Origin of the sequence: uncultured Fibrobacter sp. (assembly GCF_947166265.1) — a bacterium.
Lineage (GTDB): Bacteria > Fibrobacterota > Fibrobacteria > Fibrobacterales > Fibrobacteraceae > Fibrobacter.
The window spans coordinates 1-15,683 of sequence record NZ_CAMVDO010000014.1 but is presented as its reverse complement, the minus strand read 5'-3'; the positions used below and the strand labels follow the sequence as shown (position 1 = coordinate 15,683).

At 54.7% G+C, this 15,683-nt stretch carries 14 protein-coding genes; 7 read left to right on the top strand and 7 right to left on the bottom strand.

From position 1 onward, the window contains the following. Window positions 1–70: 70 nt before the first annotated feature. Window positions 71–1,282, top strand: a complete 1,212-nt coding sequence (locus Q0W37_RS08710) for a hypothetical protein (RefSeq protein ID WP_297700629.1) — start codon at window positions 71–73, stop codon at window positions 1,280–1,282. Here the strand turns inward: Q0W37_RS08710 and Q0W37_RS08705 are convergent, their stop codons facing one another. Genes Q0W37_RS08705 through Q0W37_RS08695 form a run of 3 tightly spaced genes read right to left on the bottom strand, consistent with a single transcriptional unit; the run spans window position 1,283 to window position 4,238 of the window. Beyond that, window positions 1,283–2,092 (bottom strand): methyltransferase domain-containing protein, encoded by an 810-nt coding sequence (locus tag Q0W37_RS08705; protein WP_297700627.1) that lies wholly within the window; start codon window positions 2,090–2,092, stop codon window positions 1,283–1,285. A gap of 26 nt (window positions 2,093–2,118) precedes the next feature. Continuing rightward, the gene (locus Q0W37_RS08700) at window positions 2,119–3,381 is read right to left on the bottom strand and encodes a carboxypeptidase-like regulatory domain-containing protein (protein WP_297700626.1); all 1,263 of its coding nucleotides are present in this window, start codon (window positions 3,379–3,381) and stop codon (window positions 2,119–2,121) included. Beyond that, window positions 3,381–4,238, bottom strand: coding sequence for a TIGR02147 family protein (locus Q0W37_RS08695; protein WP_297700624.1), 858 nt, complete (start codon window positions 4,236–4,238; stop codon window positions 3,381–3,383). Before Q0W37_RS08695 ends, Q0W37_RS08700 begins: the two co-directional genes overlap by 1 nt. Window positions 4,239–4,372: 134 nt before the next feature. Between Q0W37_RS08695 and Q0W37_RS08690 the strand changes: the two genes are divergently transcribed. From Q0W37_RS08690 to Q0W37_RS08675, 4 genes are read left to right on the top strand one after another with little or no spacing between them, the layout of a single operon-like run. Then, a complete protein-coding gene (locus tag Q0W37_RS08690) occupies window positions 4,373–5,758 on the top strand; it encodes a DNA methylase (protein WP_297700622.1) in 1,386 nt (461 codons plus the stop codon). Continuing rightward, window positions 5,751–6,020, top strand: a complete 270-nt coding sequence (locus Q0W37_RS08685) for a hypothetical protein (RefSeq protein ID WP_297700620.1) — start codon at window positions 5,751–5,753, stop codon at window positions 6,018–6,020. The genes Q0W37_RS08690 and Q0W37_RS08685 overlap by 8 nt, the downstream gene beginning before the upstream one ends. A gap of 54 nt (window positions 6,021–6,074) precedes the next feature. Beyond that, window positions 6,075–6,422 carry a hypothetical protein gene (locus tag Q0W37_RS08680; protein WP_297700618.1) on the top strand — a complete coding sequence of 116 codons (348 nt, stop codon included), beginning with the start codon at window positions 6,075–6,077 and terminating at the stop codon, window positions 6,420–6,422. A 5-nt stretch (window positions 6,423–6,427) separates the two neighbouring features. After that, window positions 6,428–8,389, top strand: a complete 1,962-nt coding sequence (locus Q0W37_RS08675; protein ID WP_297700616.1) for a GTP-binding protein — start codon at window positions 6,428–6,430, stop codon at window positions 8,387–8,389. Between the two features lie 12 nt (window positions 8,390–8,401). Here the strand turns inward: Q0W37_RS08675 and Q0W37_RS08670 are convergent, their stop codons facing one another. Both Q0W37_RS08670 and Q0W37_RS08665 read right to left on the bottom strand, forming a co-directional pair. Further along, window positions 8,402–9,724: a glycosyltransferase gene (locus tag Q0W37_RS08670; RefSeq protein ID WP_297700614.1), complete on the bottom strand. Its 1,323-nt coding sequence runs from the start codon at window positions 9,722–9,724 to the stop codon at window positions 8,402–8,404. A gap of 5 nt (window positions 9,725–9,729) precedes the next feature. Continuing rightward, window positions 9,730–10,203: a hypothetical protein gene (locus Q0W37_RS08665; RefSeq protein ID WP_297700611.1), complete on the bottom strand. Its 474-nt coding sequence runs from the start codon at window positions 10,201–10,203 to the stop codon at window positions 9,730–9,732. Window positions 10,204–10,231: 28 nt separating this feature from the next. Here Q0W37_RS08665 and Q0W37_RS08660 point away from each other — a divergent pair, with 28 nt between their 5' ends. Then, the gene (locus Q0W37_RS08660) at window positions 10,232–12,109 is read left to right on the top strand and encodes a DUF4954 family protein (RefSeq protein WP_297700609.1); all 1,878 of its coding nucleotides are present in this window, start codon (window positions 10,232–10,234) and stop codon (window positions 12,107–12,109) included. 14 nt (window positions 12,110–12,123) lie between these two features. Next, window positions 12,124–12,681, top strand: a complete 558-nt coding sequence (locus Q0W37_RS08655) for a M48 family metalloprotease (protein ID WP_297700607.1) — start codon at window positions 12,124–12,126, stop codon at window positions 12,679–12,681. A 46-nt stretch (window positions 12,682–12,727) separates the two neighbouring features. Here the strand turns inward: Q0W37_RS08655 and Q0W37_RS08650 are convergent, their stop codons facing one another. Together Q0W37_RS08650 and Q0W37_RS08645 are read right to left on the bottom strand one after the other, a co-directional pair. Then, window positions 12,728–13,489 (bottom strand): hypothetical protein, encoded by a 762-nt coding sequence (locus Q0W37_RS08650; protein WP_297700605.1) that lies wholly within the window; start codon window positions 13,487–13,489, stop codon window positions 12,728–12,730. 61 nt (window positions 13,490–13,550) lie between these two features. Beyond that, on the bottom strand, window positions 13,551–15,533 hold the full coding sequence (locus tag Q0W37_RS08645; RefSeq protein WP_297700603.1) for a glycoside hydrolase: 1,983 nt from the start codon (window positions 15,531–15,533) through the stop codon (window positions 13,551–13,553). Window positions 15,534–15,683: the final 150 nt, after the last annotated feature.

The window sequence follows — 15,683 nt, the reverse complement described above, 5'->3', positions numbered from 1 at the left end:
GGATGGATTTCGAACTGACTTGCCCAAAGATAGAAAAATCCCCGCCGCATTCTTTATATATTTTACGGCCATGAAAAAGAAAACGTTCCTTTCCGTAGCTTTATCGATTGTAGCGCTCCTTTCCGGCTGTTCCAAGGGAATCAAGCCGAGCGACCCCGATGTTTACCGCAACAAGACCGGCATCATTGGCGTATTCCGCCAGTCCGCCTTCTACTGCGAAAACGTGATGCCGCAGTTCATGACGCTTGGCCAGCAGAAAATCATGGTCAAGTCCGGCTGGAGCAACGAGCAGGACAACCTCTTTATCAGCGAAATGAAGCCGGGAATCGCCCCGCTCTACACCTACGAATATTCCTGCGGAGAAGACGAAACCAAGCTTACGCTCGACACGACCGACCACGGCAAGAAGGCTTTCCCCTACGCCGTGAAGATTCCCGACCAGGGTTTCTGCAAGATCGTCATTTCTTTCCTCGAAAACGACAACCTGTTTTCCCATAACGACGCCCTGCTGCTCGACTTCTTCAAGAAAAACGAAGTCGCTGCAGGTTTCCCGAACATTCCCTACTGCGACGTCATTGACACCAAGGGGAACGTGGTCACCTTCATGGACCGCGACTCGCTCAACCGCGAACAGTTCAACGCCGCCGTCAAGGACGCAAAGCAGCTGACCGCCGAAAACATCTACCCGCTCGTTTCTATCGAAGGAAGTTCCGATATGGCGACCCTGAGCGGCGACAACTCGCAGGTGATTCTTGTGACCTGGCACAACAACCCCGAAGCCTTCAAGGACGGGCAGACGGTAACGCATACTGAAAAGGTCATTTGGGGATTCACCGACAAGGAATTCGTGAAATGGTTCCGCGAAAACCACGAGAAGGTCGATAACTGGGACCTACGACTCAAGCAGCTTCTGGGCATGTCGCCCGAAACGAACAACAGCCACTTCACCGTGTTCTGGGCAAACGTTTCCGACGTTTTCCGCCCGGCCTACTACCCCGAAATCAACAGCGGACTGATGAACAACGCGTTCTCCAACTCGCTCGAAGAAGACACGAGCGAAAACGCCATGTGGTTCAAGAACTGGTTCGACAAGACGAGTTCCACCGCCTACCGCAAGGACGGAGGGTACCCCTGGACGCGCCTCGGCTACACCTACGACTGGGGGAATCCGAACAGCAAGTACGGGCTTTCGGAATTTATCGTGAAGGATGGCGCCACTATAGAAGTCAAGTTCACCAGGAACAACAAGGCGTTCCTCAAGTGGATTAAGGACAGGATGTAATTAATTCGGATTTCGGATTTCAGAATTATGGCGGACTAGGACGCGAAAAAGCGACTGGCCCGCATTTTTGTACTTGCGTTCGAAGGCGGTTTCTGGAACGTCGGGGGTGAATTCGTCACATTCTACGGACAAACAAAGTGAAAGCGCCCCGCCCGCTACGCGGGCGGCTTCCGCGAATTCGCGGGCGTAGATTTCCCAGTTGGTCCGCAACTCCGTTGCGGCCCCCAGACGCAAGAGCGTCGGGAAAATCGGATGCAAGTGGAATCGCCTTGTCGCCTCGCTTTCCTTGGGCCACGGATTCGGATAGTAGAGCGCATGATGCAGAATTTTCCACTCCCCCGCCACGACCTTTTCGAGTGCGAGGCGCCAGAAATCGAGCAGTTCCGCGCGAACCCAGAAGGCGTTCGGCGGAACCTGCATCTGGTCTAGCTCAGCGGATTCACCTGCGGCATCTTCCATCGCATTTTCTAGCTGGCGCTCATTTCCCGCCTTCGAGAGGCGCACCGACGACTTGTCGATTCCGATCACCGGAATTCCCGGGAAACGCTTTGCCAGATGGATGGTACTCTCCCCCGTACCGCACCCAGAATCCAGAACCAGCGAAAGAGGGACAGGCGCTTCGCAATCCCTAGCGGCATAGTTACGTACAAATTCGCAAGCCTTTTCAAACGATTCGCGGGTATGGTCCGCCACCGGGCGCAAGAAAGTCGTGGAGGCGTACTTGCGCACCACGACTTCCAAATACCTGTAGATGTCAACCTGGTTGCTTGTAACCGAATGGACTATGTTTCCATTAGATTGCTTCGTCACTTCGTTCCTCGCAACGACGAAGGAAATTACTTTTCCCAGATAGAGAGGCGGTCGCCACCGATAAGTTCGATATCGTCGAGCCAGAATTCAACGGTCGGGTCAAGAACGGTCGCCTTGAAATTCCAGTTCAGCTGGTTCACGCACTTGTACGAAGCGTTCGGGGCAATAATATCGGCAAGCGGCACACTCACGCGTTCCCAGTCCGCAGACATCGCGTGTTCGTACTGAGCAATTATTTTCTGCTTTTCTAGCTGAGGTTTCGCTTCGATAACGGCAAAGACAATGGCGCCCTTGCCCCTGATACGGAATGCAATCGAGTCGACCGAGGAAATGTCGTTGCAGAGAGCCTTGTCGCTCTTGCCCAGTTCGATACCGACGGTAGCCCAGGGATAATGCACTCCCGTGGAATCCTCGACAGCGTCCCCGAATTCGGCTTCCACATGAGCCACGATGTTGCCGTCCAAGTCTTCAAGCGTAAAGCGGTGTTCCTTGCCAACAATAAAACTCGGGGTCACGTTCTTGGAGGAATAATCAAAATACCACCAGCCGCCATCGTATGTACGCGCGGGCATAAAGCGGTTCTGGTAGTTGGAATCCTGGAAATCGTCCAGCAAAAGCGCACGGGATTCTTCGGCGAACGTACTGGAAGTCGACTTTTTCCCGGCAACCACCTTGAGGTAGGTGCTGCTGGTGTCATGCCCCGCATCGGGAATGAACACAAGGCTCAGCGCCCCTTCGGGAAGCGAATCCAGGGAGAAAGAGCCGTTTTCGACCTTCGCGGAATGTTCCATGCCGCGAACCTTGACCGTTCCGTTCGCAGACTCGTCACCTACGTTGCCCGAGACCTTAGCCATCTTTTTAAGCTGGTCCTGTCCAAGGTCGACGACGCTGTCGCCTTCTACCTTGACCTGCAGCTGCAAGGCTTCGCCATCGAGCTTAGCTTCGAACGTATAGTCGCCGTCGGCAACGCCTTCGATTGTCACGTAGCCCTTCTTGTCGGTTTCGGCTTCGTAGGCGTCGGCACCGTCTAGGCTTTCGCTATCCATGAGGCGCACCCTTGCCTGGGCAGCAGGCTTTTTATCCGCCGTCATGATCTGTGCCGTAATGGCATTACCGGCCTCGGAACCGCTGGAGCCACCTCCCGCCGTCTTGGTTTCGCCGCACGCCAAAAGACCCCATCCCAAAGAAAGGGTCAGCGCAGCAGAAGACGCCGTTTTTACCATACGGGAAATGTTCAAGTTTTTGCGGAACACATCCGAAAGATACAAAAATAAAGGTGTACTGCGCATTATACCCCCTTGTTTTGCGGGGTAGAGCCCGTGTCAGGGTCGTCCACCTTGTCGGACAGGGGGAACATCGCTATGTTCAATGCGTATACACGGTCGGCACGTTCGCTCTGGCGGGCGAACTGCAAAAGGCCACGACGGAATTCCTCGATACGGTGGCGGATTTCGGGCAGGTCCGCTTCTTCGGCGGTAAACACGACCGACGAAATATCGCGTTCTTCGGGTTTATGGCGATCGATCGATTCCTGGGCAAGTTCAAGCGTATGCCTGTGGAAATCGCGCACGGCCTGGCTCTTGACTTCGCCGCCGGTACTGATGATCTGGTCGGTAATGTTCCAGCCGCCCTTATTGTCGGGGACCACGAGCCCGAGCTGTTTCAGGATGCCGAGGGCGGAACGCGCCTCGTCCTGCGAAATGGGCGGATTCAGCCCCTTGGCAAGCTTGCCAACGTCGCTTGTGTCCTTGGAAATGCCGATAAGGGCGCGAAGGGCCGCACAGGCCCAGCTGCCAAAATACGAAAGCTCGGGAGTCGAAAGGATACGGGTTTCCATGGAACGGAGTTCCATCAGCCTGTAATACAGCTCAGAGAGAGTCTGCTTCGCCTTCGTCTTGTTGAAACGGTATAAAGTCTTGAAATATTCGGCGCGGCGATCGTCCAGGCCGCACAACCGGATGAACGCGGGGAGCGTGCCCTCGTTCAAATGCCCCTCTTTCTGGAACACACGTACAAGCCAGGCCGGGTCCACGCCGGTTTTCTGGCCAAGGTAGCGGTACGAGGTGAAAGGGCAGCCTTTCTTGGTTTCGACAAACCAGTCTCTCAAGAACTCGCGGTATTCCAAATAGTCTAATACTTCGGGCATACCCATAATTTACCCAAAAAAAGATAGGAAATGTTTACATATTTTAAAATTCTTACTATTTCCGTTGCAATTTTTTCAACATTGCCTGCACAAATGTGTATTTTTTGGTTTAAGACCTTCCTATATTTAATACAATGCCCCGCACTTACGCCGCCATAGACCTCAAGTCGTTTTTCGCCTCGGTGGAATGTATCCTCCGGGGGCTTGACCCGTTAAAGGCGAAGCTCGTGGTCGCAGACGAAAGCCGCACCGAAAAGACGATTTGCCTCGCGGTGACGCCTGCGTTAAAGGCATACGGGATTCCCGGGCGAGCGCGACTTTTCGAGGTGAACCAGAAGGTGCGCGAGGTGCAGCGGAAAACCGGCGAAAAGATCGAATTCACGATTGCAAAGCCGCAGATGGCAAAATACGTGGAATACTCCACCAAGGTTTACAATGTCTACTTGAAATACGTAAGCGCCGAGGATATCCACGCGTATTCCATTGACGAATGCTTTCTGGACCTGACGCAATACCTCAAGCTTTACAAGAAATCGGCCCGCGAACTGGTAAAGACGATTATCCAGGATGTGTTCACGACCACGGGAATTACGGCGACAGGCGGAATCGGCACCAACCTGTACCTCTGCAAGATCGCGATGGACGTGATGGCAAAGCACGTCGAAGCCGACAGCGACGGCGTCCGAATCGCAGAACTCGACGAGATGAGTTACCGGCGGCAACTCTGGGCGCACCGGCCGATTACGAGTTTTTGGCAGGTGGGACGCGGCATTGCGGAGCGGCTGGAGAATTGCAGACTGAATGCGGGGCGCGGAATCTACACGATGGGAGACATCGCCCGCGTGAGCGTGAAAAATCCCGAAGGCCTGTACAAGCTTTTCGGCGTCAATGCGGAAATTTTGATTGACCACGCCTGGGGTTACGAACCCTGCACGATTGCAGACATCAAGAAGGCAAAACCGCGCAACAGGAGCACAGGCGAAGGCCAAGTGCTACAGGACCCGTATCCGTTCGACAAGGCGCGACTTGTGGTGCGCGAGATGGTCGATACCGTTTCGATGACCTTAGTGGCGCACGACCTGGTGACAAACGCCATGGTGCTTACAGTCGGCTACGACCGCGAAAACGTGGACAAGGGGATTTACCACGGCGAAACCGTGATGGATGTTTACGGGCGCATTCTCCCGAAACCAGCCCACGGTACGGCAAACATCGGCTACTACACCAGCTCGCAGACGGTGATGGCCGATGCCGTGATGAAACTTTTTGACCGCATCGTGAACCCGAAGCTTACGGTGCGGCGATTGAATCTTGTGGCCGCCGACATCGTGGATGCAAGCCACGAACAGTACGACCTGTTCACCGACGTGCAGAAACAGGAACGCGAAAAGAAACGCCTGAAGGCGGAACTTTTGATTAAGAAACGGTTCGGCAAGAATGCCATCGTGAAGGGAATGGACCTGCAAGAAGGCGCCACAACCGTGGAACGCAACGGACAAATCGGGGGACACCGTGCCTAATTTAGACGAAAGAACGGCTCTCCGAGCCTACAGACGAGAGACGAGAGACAATTACTCAGATATAATCGACTTGCCGTATCCGCGGAACGACTGGAACTTCCTTATGAAGCACCCGCGGATGAACGTGGAAGACCGCGCGAAGATTTTCCACCCGTTTGCAGCACTGCGCGGACATGCCGAGGCGCTCGACGCAACGGCGGAGCGCAAGCAGGCGGCGATCGAGAACGAGTTAAGCCTTGACGAAAACGAATTCGGCGCATAAGGCGGTTGCGGTTTTTCTACATTAATTTATAGGATTCCTTTACACGAGGTCATTATGAATCTTGAAGAAGAACAAATTCGTGAGCTCCAGCGTAAAGACCAGGAACATGATGCGCGCCTGGATATGCAAAAAGAAAAGGATGACGAACACGATGTTCGCATTGACGCACTGTACAGCAAGGAACGCGAACAGGATTTCAGGTTGAAGGCCCAGGTGGCCAAGGATGCGGAACACGATTTCCGCCTGAATTCCGTAGACAGCGTCAACAAGACGCAGGATTCGGAACTGCGCCGCCAATCGGAAAAGGACCGTGAACACGACGCCCGACTGAATGCACTCGAAAAGCTTTGTGCTGAACTGTCGCAACGAATTGCCGCCCTTGAAGAACAACTGAAAAAGTAGGGCGCATGACTCAGCCGATTCGAAACATCGCAATCCTTGCCCACGTAGACGCCGGAAAGACGACCCTTTCCGAGCGAATCCTTTTTGCGGCGGGCGAAGTTCGCCGGCCGGGCCGCGTGGAAGAAGGCCTTGCCACGATGGATTACCTGCCCGAAGAAAAGGACCGCGGCATCACCATCGAGAGCGGCGTTGCACATTTCGAATGGAAGAACACCTGGTTCAACTTTATCGACACGCCGGGGCACGTGGACTTTGGCGCCGAAGTAGATACGGCACTCACGGCGGTCGAAGGCGCCGTACTCGTGGTGAGTGCAGCGAGCGGTGTCGAGACACAGACCGTCGCCGCCTTCCGTAAACTCCGCGAAGCGGGCGTCCGCACGATTCTTTTCGTGAATAAGCTGGACAACCCCGACTATTCGCTAGACGAAACGCTGATCAACATCGAAGAAGTCCTGGGCGTACGCCCGGTACTCATGACCCTCCCCGAATACAAGGGCGGAAAGATTAGCGGTGTACTCGACATACTGAGCAGAAGCCGCCTGGTACATTCGGAATCCGGCGAAGAAATTATCGACGACAGCTGGCCGCAACCGGGCGAAGTGAGCGATTCTACCGAAAAAGTCAAGAAGCATTATGCAGAGGCAGTGGAATTCGCGAGCAACTTCGACGACGAAATCTTGCAGCTTGCACTCGAAGGAAAGGCGGTCGCGCCGAAACAGCTTTTGCGCGGGCTCAAGGAACTAGCGAAGAATGACGACTACGCCCTCTGCTATGCAGGCTCTGCGATGGAAGGCTTCGGAGTCCGCAGCCTGTTGACGGCGCTTTCCTTCTTTTTACCCGACGCGCCCCAGTTTAACGAAAACGAGCTTGGCCAGGTGATTCGCCTTAGACACTTTAAGGGCGTGGGCGAAATTTCGCTTTTCCGCAGCCACACGGACATGGAACGCAAGGAATGGCCCGCGGGGTTTGAGTTTTCTCGTCTGAAAGCCAACTTGTTGCAGCCCGTGGACGAAATCCGCTCCGGCGACATTTACGCGATGCGAACGCCGTTCGAGACGGAACTTGGACAGGTGATTTATTTAGACGAGAGACGAGAGGCGAGAGACGAGAGAGAGGAGACGCAACCAGACTCCTCTATCCGCGACAAGTACCAGCCGCTTCTGCAGACGCGCGTGGAGTGCCTGGGCTCCGATGATTACCATCACGTGGAAAAGAGTCTAGGCACGCTCAGCCGCATGGACCCCTCTTTCCGCGTTCAGAAGGACGACGGCGGATTCTGGTACCTGCATACCGTAGGCGAAGTGCAGCTGGACGTGCTGCTTGCCCGCCTCAAGCGCGAGTTCGGCTGCGAGGTGCGTGCAGGAAAACCCGAGGTGCGTTGGCAGGAACGCCTCTGCCGAAATGTCGGCCCCGTCGAAAACACGTTCCAGATTGGCCCGCATAAAATTTCGATAAAGCTTTCGGCGACACCGCTCGAAGGTGACGCACACGACATCCGTCTCTCCGCAGAATTCCTCGAAAACGCCCCGCGTGAAATCTTGGCGGGCGTGCGCTCGGCGCTCCTCGAATCGACCGAAATCGGCGTTCTCGGCAAGGGGCCCCTTGTAGGCGTCTGCTTTGAAGTCCACGAGTTCACCTGGACCGAAGGGGCGCTGCCGCCCATGATCAAGAAGGCATGCGCCGACGCGGTCGTCAAGCTGATTAAACCCGCCGACGTGCAGCTTTTCGAACCCATCATGGAACTTTCGCTCGAATGCCCCGTCAACTTCGCGGGACTCGTGACCGGAGACATCCAGTCGCGCGACGGCAAGGTGAAAGAAATCGGCGGTGACGGCAAGACGCATTTTTTGAAGGCGGACGTCCCGCTGCGAAAGATTTTCGGCTACGCCACGGGTGTACGCAGCATCAGCAAAGGGACGGCCCTTTACAGCATGAAACTGCTCGGGTACAAGCCCGCAATCATTTAAATTTTTTGAAAATTACTTCTGGACTTTTTCGTAGACGGCAATCTGACGTTCTACGATGCGGTCCCAATTGAAACATTCGCCGATTCGCTTCTGGGCGCCCGCCAGCAGCTTTTTCACAAGTTCATTATCCGAAGCTAGACGCTTGTAAGCTTCGGCAAGAGCCTTCGGATCTTTTTCGGGAACGAGGATTCCTGTTTCGCCATCGACAACGACATCGGGAATGCCGCCCACGTTACTTGCGACGACGGGGAGTCCGAGTTCCATCGCCTCGATCAGCACGACGCCGAGACCTTCGGTATCGCCCTTGCTATCGACAATGGCCGGGAGCGTGAAGACATTTGCGGTCTTGTATTCGTTCGCGAGTGCCTCGGGAGAAAGTTTGCCAGTGAAAATGATTTCGGCAGACTGAGCGGCAAAGCCGCTCTGGATTGCTTCGTCACTTACGTTCCTCGCAATGACGCTTGCGGCCTGTTCTTTAAGTTGTTCCGTCAGGTCACCGACGCCCACGATGCGGATTTCGAACTGGTCGCGCGGCAGGTACTTCGCGGCTTCAATCAGGTAGCAGATTCCCTTGCGTTCGATATGGCGGCCCACGAAGAGGATTTTAAATTTGCTATTTACCGGATGCGGATCGGGGCGTTGCGGGGTGTCCCCGCTAGAAGGGGTAGCGGATGCCGCGTCAGCGGCAGGAGCGAGGGGGAGACTTCCCCCATCTCTCGTCTCTCGTCTCTCGTCTTTCGTCTCTAGCGTTGTTCCGTACGGGCTCCATTCAACGTCGACATCGCGGAGCGCCTTGATTTTACCGGCCGTAAAGCTTGAATTCGCGAAAACGGCCTGCGCCTGCCCGATGGCAAACTTGAGGAGAGGTTTCACCCACTTTTTCTTGCGGATGAGCAGGAGTTCCGCCCCGTGGAAATTGAGGACCAGCGGGATTCTGAATAACTTAGCGGCACCGAGCGCAATATAGGCGTGCGGAAACGGCCAGTGGGCATGAATCACGTCGGGCCGGAACTTGCGGCAAATGTTGATGCACTTGAAAAAACCGCTGATGATGTAGGGAATCGCCAAAAGCTGCAGCCAGGGCTTGCTCGCCATTTTGCTGGGAGCGCCTTCTTCGTGAGTGAGCATTTCCCATTCGGCGGGCGCGTAGCGGAAACGGTTTACCTTGACGCCGTCGATTTCGTGGCTTTTCAGGCCCTTGTACGCGGGAGCGAGAACTTGTATGTCAAGTCCTGCCTTTTTGAGGTGCGCAATAGAGGTTCGCAACCAGGGGACTTCGGCGTCTTCGTGAAAACGCGGATAGACGGAACCGATAACGAGGACTTTCTTGACCATTGAACTTAAGCCTGGGCGGCACTCGGCTGCGGTTCAGCATTTTCGATGTTCTGGATGCATGCCGGGTAGATGATGGGCCTTACGACCTTGTTCAGAAGGTCCTGCATGTCGATCTTGAAATCGTGCACGACGGCCATCTGTTCGATACGGCCCCTGACGCGATTCCAGCCTTCGATCTTTGTATCCAGGAGCAACAGGCCCAAGCCGGAGTCATGTTCCAAAAATCCGATGATGTCGCTGCTGCGTCCACCCTTGCTCTGCGCGGCAAGGAAAATATCCCAGAAAAGGTTGAAGTCGTCGTCTTCCGGCATTTCCTTGCGAAGGGTCTCAAAATCAAATTCCAGATACACAAAGTAGCTGTTGTCTTCGTCGCTTCGAATGATTTCCTCTTGACAACGGCGTTCGAATATTTCTTCGGTGTAGATAGAAATATCATACTTGCGTTTTCTGATTAAATTGAATAGGAACTTTTTCATCATCGAGTCAAATTTAGGCTATTTTTGAGTCATGCAACGATTGTTGAAATTGAAAAAAGCGCTCAAGGCCAGTGTTTTGGCCTCCTCGGTCGAAAACTTCAGGACCATTCTCGCATCGAGAACCAAATATCGTCCCCTGACATCCGACGAAATCCAGATTCTTGAAAGAAACGGCAACCGTTCCGAATCCTGGGAAAAGGTCATGGTCGAAAACGAGTTCGACCCGAACCGCATTATCCGTTCGTCGTTCATGGGCGAAGTCTACCTGCCAAAGTTTTTCGGAACGCTTTTGCTGCCGGGTGACGTGTCTTTCCCGACAGGCATCTACGACAGCCTGGTCCACAACTGCATTATCGAAAACGCACTGGTCCACAAGGTGGCCATGCTCAGCAACATCCTGGTCCGAAGCAGCGCTGTCATCCAGAACGTAGGTTCTATCGTCAGTAGCGGAAAAATCAGCTACATGGTCGGAAACGCCATGCACGTGGGGAACGAAATGGGTGGACGCAAGGTTACCGTTTTCCCCGAAATCACGACGGAACTTATCGAGGCGCAGCTTTTCCATAAGCCGGACCCCGAAGTCGCGGCGGCATTCGACGAACAGCTCCGCGCCTACCGCGAAGAAACCGCGTTCCCGTTCGGCGTGGTGGGCAAGGGCGCCGTGGTCTGCAACACAAACATTATTCGCAACAGCTGGATCGGAGCTCACGCCCGCATCGAGGGCGCCGAAAAAATCAGGAACTCCGTGGTGCTTTCGTCCCTCGAAGAACCGAGCCACGTCTACGACTCCGTGATTCTTGAAAATTCGAACGTGCAAAAAAGCGTTACGATCCATACGGGCGCGGAAGTGCAGGGATCGGTCCTCATGAGCCGTACCACCATCGCATGCAAGGCAATCGTCAAGTCGTCGATTATCGCTCCGTGCTGCCACATCGAGGAAGGCGAAGTGAACAGTTCATACGTGGGCCCCCTGACCCAGATGCATCACCATTCGCTCTTGATTGCAGCCCTTTGGCCCGACGGATGCGGCAACCTGGGCTACGGCGCAAATGTCGGCAGCAACCACACCGGACGCATGCCCGACCAGGAAGTAATGCCAGGACTTGGCATGTTCTTTGGACTCGGCGTGAACATCAAGTTCCCCGCGAACTTCCGAGAATCGCCCTTTACCTTGATTGCGACCGGACTTACAACGCTCCCGCAGCGCGTCAAGTTCCCGTTCTCGCTCATTCGCCCCGGCGACCCGCAACTCGTAGGAGTCGCCCCGCGCTTAAATGAAATCGTACCCGGCTGGAACTACGCGAACAACGCCTACGCGCTCGACCGCAACCTCTACAAGTATTCGCTGCGCGGCAAGGGAATCATTCCGTCTTCTTTCTACACGATCTTTAGCCCCGATACCGTTCGCTACGTCTACGACGCCTACCAGCGCCTGCAAGTGACAACCGTCCGCGACATATACACCAAGGAACACATCGACGGACTCGGAGAAAATTTCCTGCGTGAACGCGTACGCCAACAGGCTCTCAGGACTTACCAGGAATACCTCGCACGCTACGCCCTGGAACAGATCATATCCCTCGTCATTAACGACGTGAACCTGCAAACGCAACCGGTCAAGGAACTGCGCCGCCTCGCGACAAACGACACCAACAAGGACGTGATGCGCACGGTGTCGCTCCCCGAGACATTCGACGAACTTTTCAAGCGTTACCGCCAGCTGGAAAAGGACTGGTACGAACGCGTGACCCACGGGCTCGACAAGGACAACGAACGCGGACGCGCCATCTTTGACGACTACGACGACGCACACCCCATTGACAAGGGTTTCTCGGAATGGGAAAAGGCCCGCGTCGAAGAAAAGCTGCGTCGGCTCGGAACCATCGTGAAAACGGCAAGGCCTGAATGAACCTGTCGTGGACATTGCTCGGAATCTTTCTGATTCTGGAAATTGCCGCGAGGCTTACGCTCGAAATTCGTGAACGCAGACTCACGCAGATGCGTGGAGGCGTTTTTGCCCTGCTGCGCCTGATTCCCCTGGTAAACGACATCGTCCCGTTACCGGAACACCGGAAGGCCCCTGCCGAAAGCGAATTCCAGAAAAAGCACGAAGAAGGACATGCGGAACTGCGACACGGGATTCTGCGGAACCTCGCCAAGATCGCCCTGCTTCTGCTTGCCGTGTGGCTGTTCGCGTTCTTGCTCGCAAGCCGCGAAATGTCACTTGTCGAAGCGGTACTGTGGCTGCACCTGGCCGCAATTCCGTTCCGCACGGTATTTCACCTGTACTGCTGGCACCAGGAATACGAAGCCGATCACTATGCCTTTGAAAAGCTCGGCAAGAAAGTGGCGAAGGCCGCAATGCGTGACCTTGCCACAAGCGAGATTCCCTACACGAAACTTTTTGCGGCCATCTATCGCGAACATCCGACAGTCGCCATCCGTAGCCAGAAAATTTTAAACAAGGAAATCAAGGCGTAGAGCCGTTTTGCGGACAGCACCTTATTCAGGTTGCGCGGACCGAATTCTATTCCGGTTTTGCGGAAGCGCGAATCAGCATGAGCTGGGCCGGCACGTAGAACCACCAGATTAGGTTATTTGCAATTTCGGCCACGGCCTGCAAAGCACTGTGATTTTCGCCCGTAACCATGGAAAGGCCTACACATGCATCGCAGCAGAAAAAGGCGACCATACCCCAACGGACAAACAGGGCGTTTTTAGACGGGAAATATTCCTTTCGCGGAGCAAGGATACCCACGATCATGGAGGTAACGACAAACACGCCGTAAACAACGACGATCGCTACCGTGAGTTCCAGGGTTCCTGTCGCAAGCAAGATAATCCCCGCAAGAACAGCGATCGCAAGCAAAGCATATACCCGCGGAAGTTTAGTATCCGATTCGGAGGTGCGGGAATGCCTATAAATAAGAACCGTCTGAAACACCATAAAAAAGGATATTCCCAAAAGGGTGCCGAGGGATCCAGAATTAGGGGCGATTACCGTAGTCAAGCTGAAACAATAATCGGCGATGAGCGAAAACACAAACGCAATACGCAGCAGCTTACCGTCCCTGCTACAGAAAGCACTCGGCGCCTTCATAAAGGCAAGCACCGTCAGCAACGTCGTCATGACGGACTTGGTATAAAGCTGGAGGGTTCCGGCTTCGGAAAGGCACTGGCTTACCGCGCCGCAGGAATAGAAGTCGAACCAGTCCTTGCCCGTGGTAACGAGGAGGAACAGGGCGAGGAGGGAAAAGACGATTTTTTGAGCGGTTGTTTGTAAAAGCATAAACAAAGGATAGCAAAAATTTTTGACTATCCTCATTATTTTATCAAAAACAACGTGAAAATTACTTGATTCGGATTTGGCGCAGGCGGGAACCTTCGCGGACAAGGTAATTTCCCGGAGCCAGCTTTAGCGATTTGCCCAGGAATCGGCCCTGCATGTCAAAGACCTGAATCGGCTCGTTCGGACGGATTTCGAGACCCACAAGATTGCGGTTCCCTGTCGCCGTGGTAGAGTCTTCCTTGGTCGTGTCCGGTTCCACGAACGGATTTTCCGGATCATCCACCACCACCTTGATGGTTACGGAGGCTTCGCAGCCCAAGGCATTCGTGTGGACGGCCTTGTAGTAGCCGCTTGATTTTCCGTCAAGATTCTTGAAGCGGATTTCGCGGTCGGTCGAAGTGAAATTGTTCGGGCCACTCCAAACCCAGCGGCCGCCTTCCCACGGATGTGGCCCAATTACTAGCGAGTCGCCCTTATTCGGCTTCACGTCAGTGGTTTCGTTCCAGCCACCGTCATGCACCTTCACGTACGGGACAATCGTATCCGGCTTGCAGACGCCACCTTCGGCGCCGTCAATCACCATCGTCGTAATCGTCTGTGCAGGTGCCGTCATCGAAAGCGTCTTCCCCGACACCGCGATATCGGATTGCTCATTTAAACTGCCCGGCAATTCGAACCGTACCACCTTCGCGCTTGCGCCGATTTTGTCAAACCCGCGCAAGTCGAATTCGTACTTCACGTCGCTTTCGCCACTGTTGCGAACCACGAGCACCAAAGCGCCATCTTCTCGCAGCGTCGCGAGCGTATTGCCGTTATCGCTGTCGATAATGCGCGAGCCCGGCCGAATAAAGCGGCTGAAGGCCGCGTGCATATAAAAGCGAGCATTCGGCGTGAAAGTTTCCTTTTTATGATCCAGCGCAAAGGTGCGCCAGTTTTCCGCTGGGTCGCCGAGCTGCCAGTCCACCCAGGCATTCGCCTTCATGTCGCGGAGGTCCGCAAGAATCACGCCCGCCATCCAGAGCGCGATATTTTCGTCGCCACTCTTGTGGAGCGGTCCCGTTTCGGATTGCCACACGCGCTTATTCTTGGCGAACGCCGCATTGAACAACTTTGCGCGATTCTCGCCGCCGGAATAGCTGTGCGTGTTCACCTGGAACATGTAGGAAAGAGCCTCGCTGCTGTAACCGTTGAACTGGTTCAGCGCATCGCCGATGTTCGTTTCGTCGGCGGCACTCACCGAAGTTTCGGGGAACAGGCCCTTTGCCTCGAGCGCCTTGCCGAGTTCCACAATCATCTTGGACTGGTTATTCTTGAAACCGCAACCTTCCTGGTCGCCGTTCGCTTTCCACCAGCCGGCACTCGGTTCGTTGAATGGTTCCACTGTGCGGAACGTGATTCCCCATTCCTTCTTGAAATGGAGCGCTACTTCGGAAAGGTAATCGGCAAAATCATCGAAGTAATCTTCTTTCAGGTTGTCGGCGCCATTGTTGCCGCCCGAGACGCACCCGCTCTTGGTCATCCACCATGGGGGCGAATTGCTGAACGCCTCGAAAATCGGGTCCTTTACGCGCTTCGCGAGCTCAAAGGCGATGTTACGCTGGTACGGATCCGCCGTCCAGTCAAAGTCGCCACTTTCGGTAGGCTTGTAACCGGGTACCGCCGCGGCGCCATCGCCCTTCGTGAGGTGATTATGCCCCGGCTGGTCGCCGCCGCCGATGTTGTAACGGAAAATCGTGTAGCCAAGACCCGTATCAGGATCCGCAATCGCGCCAATCAGCTTGTCCCGATTCGCCTCGCTCCAGGCGCCCGCCTTCACGGCCCACCAGCAAAGACTGGAGCCCCAGCCCTCGAAAACCTGGTAGCGCTTGCCAGGGTCCACTACTACTTTTGTCTGCGCAAATGCCTGCGATGCAAGCCCCGCCCCCAGCAATGCCGCGAGAGCAACAGAACGCAACGTGGCATGTGCCGCAAAACGCACCGTAACATGCGCCGCGCCCGCCTTTGCCATGCGCGAAACCTTAAATTTTTTTCCAAAGCCAATCATACCCTTAAATATATCCCCAAAATGACTAAATGTCAAATGTGGACTTTTTGGAGACGTTTGTTGCTCACGTTGGGGGATTATTTCAACCCGCGCAAGATTTTCTTCTGTTCGTCGGTGATGCGGTAGCTTTCGCAGGCTTTCTGGATGGAT